Genomic DNA, 6,000 nt, shown 5'->3' with positions numbered 1-6,000 from the left:
CCGCCCCGGCGGGGGGGGCCCCGCCCCCCCCGCCCCCCCCGCCGGGGGGGGGGGGGGGGGGGGGGGGGGGGGGGGGCCCCCCCCCCCCCCCCCCCGCTTTTGCGTGGGCGCATCGGGAAGCGCCTGTGAAAGCCGTGTGCGATCCGGGACGGACGGGGCGCCGACCGGGCGTAACCCACGGAAGTTCAAGGCCGGAGCCTCTTACGCGCCGGGCGAGTGCGCCTTACCCTGATCACTGCTCGATGGTTACTCACCAGTTAAACAAGCCGCGCTGTCGCGGGCCCCGGAGGACGTCGTGAGCGACACACAGACCCTGATCGAGAACCGGCCGCCGTCCGTCGCGGCCCTCTTCCTGGAGCGCGTGGACGCGACGCCCGATGCCGAGGCCTACCGCTATCCGGTGCCATCGGCGTCCGGCGAGGGCCCCGACGAATGGAAGTCGCTCAGCTGGGGCCAGGCCGCGCAGCGCGTCTACGCCGTCGCGGCGGGACTCGTCGAGCTCGGCGTGCAGCCCGAGCAGCGCGTCGCCCTCGCCTCCTCGACCCGCGTCGAGTGGATCCTCGCGGACCTCGGCATCATGTGCGCGGGCGCGGCCACCACGACCGTGTACCCGCAGACCAACGCGGAGGAGTCGGCGTTCATCCTGTCCGACTCCGAGTCGAAGGTGCTCGTCGCCGAGGACGCGGCGCAGCTCGCGAAGGCCCGTGAGCGGCGCGCCGAGCTGCCCGAGCTCTCCCACGTCGTGGTGATCGACGCGACCGGCGTGGAGCCGGACGCCGCCGACCCCGACGGCTGGCTGCTCACCCTCGACGAGCTGGAGGCGCGCGGCGCCGCCTACCTCGAGAAGAACCCCGAGGTCGTCAAGGAGCGCGTCGGCGCGATCGACAAGGACCAGCTCGCCACCCTCATCTACACCTCCGGCACCACCGGCCGCCCCAAGGGCGTGCGTCTGCCGCACGACAACTGGTCGTACATGGCGAAGGCGATCGCCGCGACCGGCCTGGTCACCAAGGACGACGTGCAGTACCTGTGGCTGCCGCTCGCGCACGTCTTCGGCAAGGTGCTGACCAGCGGCCAGATCGAGGTCGGGCACGTCACCGCCGTCGACGGCCGCGTCGACAAGATCATCGAGAACCTGCCGGTCGTCCAGCCGACCTACATGGCCGCCGTGCCGCGCATCTTCGAGAAGGTCTACAACGGCGTCGCGGCCAAGGCCCGGGCCGGCGGCAACGCCAAGTTCAAGATCTTCCAGTGGGCGGCGGGTGTCGCCCGCGAGTACGCGAAGGTCACCCAGGACAACTTCCGGCGCACCGGCGTCGCCTCCGCCCCGTTCGGCCTCGCCTCCAAGCACAAGGTCGCCGACGCGCTCGTCTACAGCAAGCTGCGCGAGGCCTTCGGTGGCCGGCTGCGCGCCTGCATCTCCGGCTCGGCCGCGCTCGCGCCCGAGATCGGCTACTTCTTCGCGGGCGCCGGCGTGCACATCCTGGAGGGCTACGGCCTCACCGAGTCCTCCGCCGCGTCCTTCGTGAACCCGGGCGAGGCCTACCGCACCGGCACGGTCGGCAAGCCGCTGCCCGGCACCGAGGTGCGCATTGCCGACGACGGCGAGATCCTGCTGCGCGGCCCCGGCATCATGGAGGGCTACCACGGGCTGCCCGACAAGACGGCCGAGGTCCTGGAGTCCGACGGCTGGTTCCACACCGGCGACATCGGCGAGCTGTCCGTAGACGGCTACCTGAAGATCACCGACCGCAAGAAGGACCTCATCAAGACGTCCGGCGGCAAGTACATCGCGCCCGCCGAGGTCGAGGGCCAGTTCAAGGCCGTGTGCCCGTACGTGTCCAACATCCTGGTGCACGGCGCCGACCGGAACTTCTGCACCGCCCTCATCGCGCTCGACGAACCGTCGATCCTGGACTGGGCGAAGGAGAACGGCCTGGGCGGCAAGTCCTACGCGGAGGTCGTCGCCGCGCCCGCGACCGTCCAGCTCGTCGAGGGCTACGTGAAGGAGCTCAACGAGGGCCTGCAGCGCTGGCAGACCATCAAGAAGTTCAAGCTGCTGCCGCGCGACCTGGACATCGAGCACGGCGAGCTGACCCCGAGCCTCAAGCTCAAGCGGCCGGTCGTCGAGCGGCAGTACAAGGAGCTGCTGGACGAGATGTACGCGGGTTCCCGGGAGGGCTGAGCCCGCTCGCCGCACGCTGCGGGAGGGCCGGACCCCGGCCCTCCCGGCACCATGTGCGCATACCACTCTTCTCACCCGTCGCGGACCGGTTCGGTGACTCGCCGCTTATGGACGGGCCCGGTCTGTCACTCTGTTCCTGTTGCCTGAGGCGTGCGTCCACGCCCGAACAGCTCAGGAGCCGAACAGTGGGGTCCATTCCACTTCAGCGGGAGACTCAGCGCGAGCCCCAGCGGGAGACCCAGCGGGAGACCACCTTCTGCACCGGGGACACGCCCGGCCGCCCCGACGAGGTCCGTACCTCGCTGCCGGGGAACCCGCTGGCGCCCGCGGCCGCCCGCCGCTTCGTCCGGGCCGCGTTCGCCGACTGGACCGCCGTGCCCCGGCCCGCCGCCCCCGTCGGCGACCGGCTCGCCGACGACGCGGTCGTCGTCGTCAGCGAACTCGTCACCAACGCGGTCGTGCACGCCGGCACCGGCGTCGACGTCGTGTGCCGCCGGGAAGGCCCGACCGCCGACGGCCCCGCGGGCCTCGTCGTCGAGGTCACCGACCACCACCCCACCCGCGCCGTCCGCACCGACCGCGTCTGCCGCACCCCCGAGACCCCCGAGTACGGGCGCGGCCTCCACCTCGTCGCGTCCCTCGCCGACGCCTGGGGCATCACCTACCGGCCCGGCACCAAGACCGTCTGGGCGCGCCTGCCCGCCGACGGCACCGACACCGGCCAGGAGGGCACCGACGGGCAGCCCGCCGCCCGCACCGACCGGCGCGGCCTGCGCTCCGCCGAACCGCTCCCGCAGCAGCCCGTGCGCGCCCCGCAGGACGAGGACTGGATCAACCGCGGCGCGCTCGCCTTCCTCGCCGAGGCCTCCGACCTGCTCGCCGGCCAGCTCGACGAGGACATGGTCGCCGCGATCGTCGGCCAGCTCCTCGTCCCCCGCCTCGCCGACTGGTGCGCCGTCTGGTTCTACGACGAGGAAGGGCGCGGGCTGCCCGGCGACACGCTCACCGCCGACGTCGCCGCACGCTCCACCGACCCGCACCCCGCCCCGCGCCTCGCCCGCGTCTGGCACACCCACGAGAGCCGCATCGAGGACCTCACCCGGATCCTCGCCAAGGAACCGCCCCGGCTGCCCGACGCCGCCCGCTCCGCCGCCGTACCCGTGCCCTGGCCGGGCCCGGCCGGCGGCAGCGGCTCCGCGCTCGCCTACCGGCTCAGCGCCGGCGGCCGCACCCTCGGCATCCTCCTCATCGGCCGCTCCGGCCTCGAGCACTTCCCCGACGAGGTCACCGGACTCGTCGAGGACTTCAGCCGCCGCGTCGCCCTCGCCGTCAGCGCCGCCCGCCGCTACACCCGCCAGGCCACCATCAGCCGCATCCTCCAGCGGGGCCTGCTGCCCAGCGTCGTCGCCGACATCCCGGGCATGGAGCACGCCATCGTCTACGAGCCGAAGGAGGCGGGCGGCCCCGGCGGCGACTTCTACGACGTGTTCCCCGCCGGAGACGGCCGCTGGTGCTTCGCCGTCGGCGACGTCCAGGGCAAGGGCCCCGAGGCCGCCGTCGTCATCGGCCTCGCCCGCCCCTGGCTGCGCCTCCTCGCCCGCGAGGGCTACCCCGTCGCCAAGGTCCTCGACCGGCTCAACCGGCTGCTCCTCGACGACGCCACCGAGGCCTCCGACGCCGCCGCCCGCGCCCTCGCCGCCGCCGGCGGCCAGGGCGTCCCGCCCGAGGGTTCCACCTCCCGTTTCCTCTCCCTCCTCTACGGAGAGCTCACCCCGTCCGCCGACGGCGGCGCCGTCCACTGCACCCTGGCCAGCGCCGGACACCCGCTGCCCCTGCTCATGCGGCCCGGCGGCGAGGTCCTGACCGTCGCCACCCCCCAGGTGCTCCTCGGGGTCGTCGACGACCCCGACTACACGAGCGACGCCTTCGAGATGACCTCCGGCGACACCCTGCTGTGCGTCACCGACGGCGTCACCGAGCGCCGCAACGGCCCCCGCCAGTTCGACGACGGCGAAGGCCTCGCCCACGCCCTCACCGGCTGCGCGGGCCTCACCGCCCCCCTCCTCGCCGACCGCATCCGCCGCCTCGTCCACGCCTTCGCGGACAGCCCTCCGGACGACGACCTGGCCCTGCTGGTGCTGCAGGCGCAGTGAGCGCGGCGGGGAACGGGCGCGGAGGCTGGACAATGGGGGCATGCCTTCCGCACTTCCCGATGGTGAGCCCGTGCCCGACGACGGGTCGCTGCCCGCCTCCGCCCTGGTCGATGCCGCCGCGCGGCCGCTCGGGTTCTACCTGCACGTCCCGTACTGCGCCACGCGCTGCGGCTACTGCGACTTCAACACGTACACGGCGACCGAGCTGCGCGGCAGCGGCGGGGTCCTCGCCTCCCGGGACAACTACGCGGACACCCTGATCGACGAGGTGCGGCTCGCCCGGAAGGTGCTCGGGGACGACCCGCGGCCCGTGCGCACCGTGTTCGTCGGCGGCGGTACGCCGACGCTGCTCGCGGCCGGGGATCTCGTACGGATGCTGGGGGCCGTGCGGGACGAGTTCGGGCTCGCGGACGACGCCGAGGTGACCACCGAGGCGAACCCGGAGTCCGTCGACGCCGCGTATCTCGCCGAGCTGCGGGACGGGGGGTTCAACCGGATCTCGTTCGGCATGCAGAGCGCCAAGCAGCACGTCCTCAAGATCCTCGACCGTACGCACACGCCCGGGCGGCCCGAGGCGTGCGTCGCCGAGGCGCGGGCGGCCGGGTTCGACCACGTCAACCTGGACCTGATCTACGGCACCCCCGGCGAGAGCGACGACGACTGGCGGGCCTCGCTGGACGCCGCGATCGGGGCCGGGCCCGACCACGTCTCCGCCTACGCGCTGATCGTCGAGGAGGGCACGCAGCTCGCACGGCGCATCCGGCGCGGCGAGGTGCCCATGACCGACGACGACGTGCACGCGGACCGGTACCTGATCGCCGAGGAGAAGCTGTCGCAGGCCGGGTTCGACTGGTACGAGGTGTCGAACTGGGCCACCTCCGACGCCGGGCGGTGCCTGCACAACGAGCTGTACTGGCGCGGGGCCGACTGGTGGGGCGCCGGACCCGGAGCGCACTCGCACGTCGGGGGCGTGCGGTGGTGGAACGTGAAGCACCCCGGGGCGTACGCGGCGGCCCTGGCCGGTGGGAAGTCGCCGGGGGCCGGGCGTGAGGTCCTGGCCGACGAGGACCGCCGGGTCGAGCGGATCCTGCTGGAGCTGCGCTTGAAGGACGGCTGCCCGCTCGATCTGCTGAAGCCCGCCGGGGCGGAGGCGGCCCGCCGCTTCCTGGCGGACGGCCTCCTCGACCCCGACTCCTTCGACGCCGGGCGGGCCGTCCTCACCCTGCGGGGCCGCCTCCTGGCCGACGCGGTGGTCCGCGACCTGGTCGACTGAGTCGGCGTCCTTTGCCCAGCCGCTCATGCCGTCCGGACCGCCGGCCCGGCGCGGGCCTGCACCGATGCGCGGCTCCGCTGCGCGGACGCGGGGCTGTACCCGTTTCAGCGACTCCGTCGCGCCGCCGCCGTGGGGGCTGAGGATCGTCGCCGGGTGCCGCCCGGTGGGGCTTCTCGCCCAGTTCCCCGCGCCCCTGAAGACACGCTCCGCGTGTCCCAGGGGCCCAAGGCTGGGGCGACGCGACCTGGTACGTACCCGGGGCCGGGGTGCTGGCCTGGGAATGGGTCGACCGGTGGCGACCGAGGTGTTGCCTGAGGCCGGGTGCCGGGCCGACGCGCCCCCGGAGGGGGCGGGTGGGTGGGAGAAGGGCTGAGGCAAAGGCGGGATGG

General features: G+C 73.8%; 3 protein-coding genes. All 3 read left to right on the top strand.

Features of this window, described 5'->3' with window-relative positions; translation table 11 throughout:
• Positions 1-295 precede the first annotated feature (295 nt).
• Complete coding sequence (locus ACIBTU_RS13100) at positions 296-2,185, top strand: AMP-dependent synthetase/ligase (protein ID WP_399126132.1); 1,890 nt, start codon at positions 296-298, stop codon at positions 2,183-2,185.
• Positions 2,186-2,370: 185 nt separating this feature from the next.
• Positions 2,371-4,338: a SpoIIE family protein phosphatase gene (locus tag ACIBTU_RS13095; protein ID WP_399126131.1), complete on the top strand. Its 1,968-nt coding sequence runs from the start codon at positions 2,371-2,373 to the stop codon at positions 4,336-4,338.
• Between the two features lie 40 nt (positions 4,339-4,378).
• Positions 4,379-5,611 carry a radical SAM family heme chaperone HemW gene (gene hemW, locus ACIBTU_RS13090; protein ID WP_399126130.1) on the top strand — a complete coding sequence of 411 codons (1,233 nt, stop codon included), beginning with the start codon at positions 4,379-4,381 and terminating at the stop codon, positions 5,609-5,611.
• Positions 5,612-6,000 lie beyond the last annotated feature (389 nt).

The sequence above is a fragment of the Streptomyces sp. NPDC050145 genome (assembly GCF_044460245.1).
Classification (GTDB): Bacteria; Actinomycetota; Actinomycetes; order Streptomycetales; family Streptomycetaceae; genus Streptomyces.
Note: the sequence above shows the minus strand (reverse complement) of the source record. Positions and strands in the feature narration are given on the sequence as shown.

Excerpts from the sequence above, each read along its gene's own strand:
- hemW (WP_399126130.1), top strand. The coding sequence starts at position 4,379 with ATGCCTTCCGCACTTCCCGATGGTGAGCCCGTGCCCGACGACGGGTCG.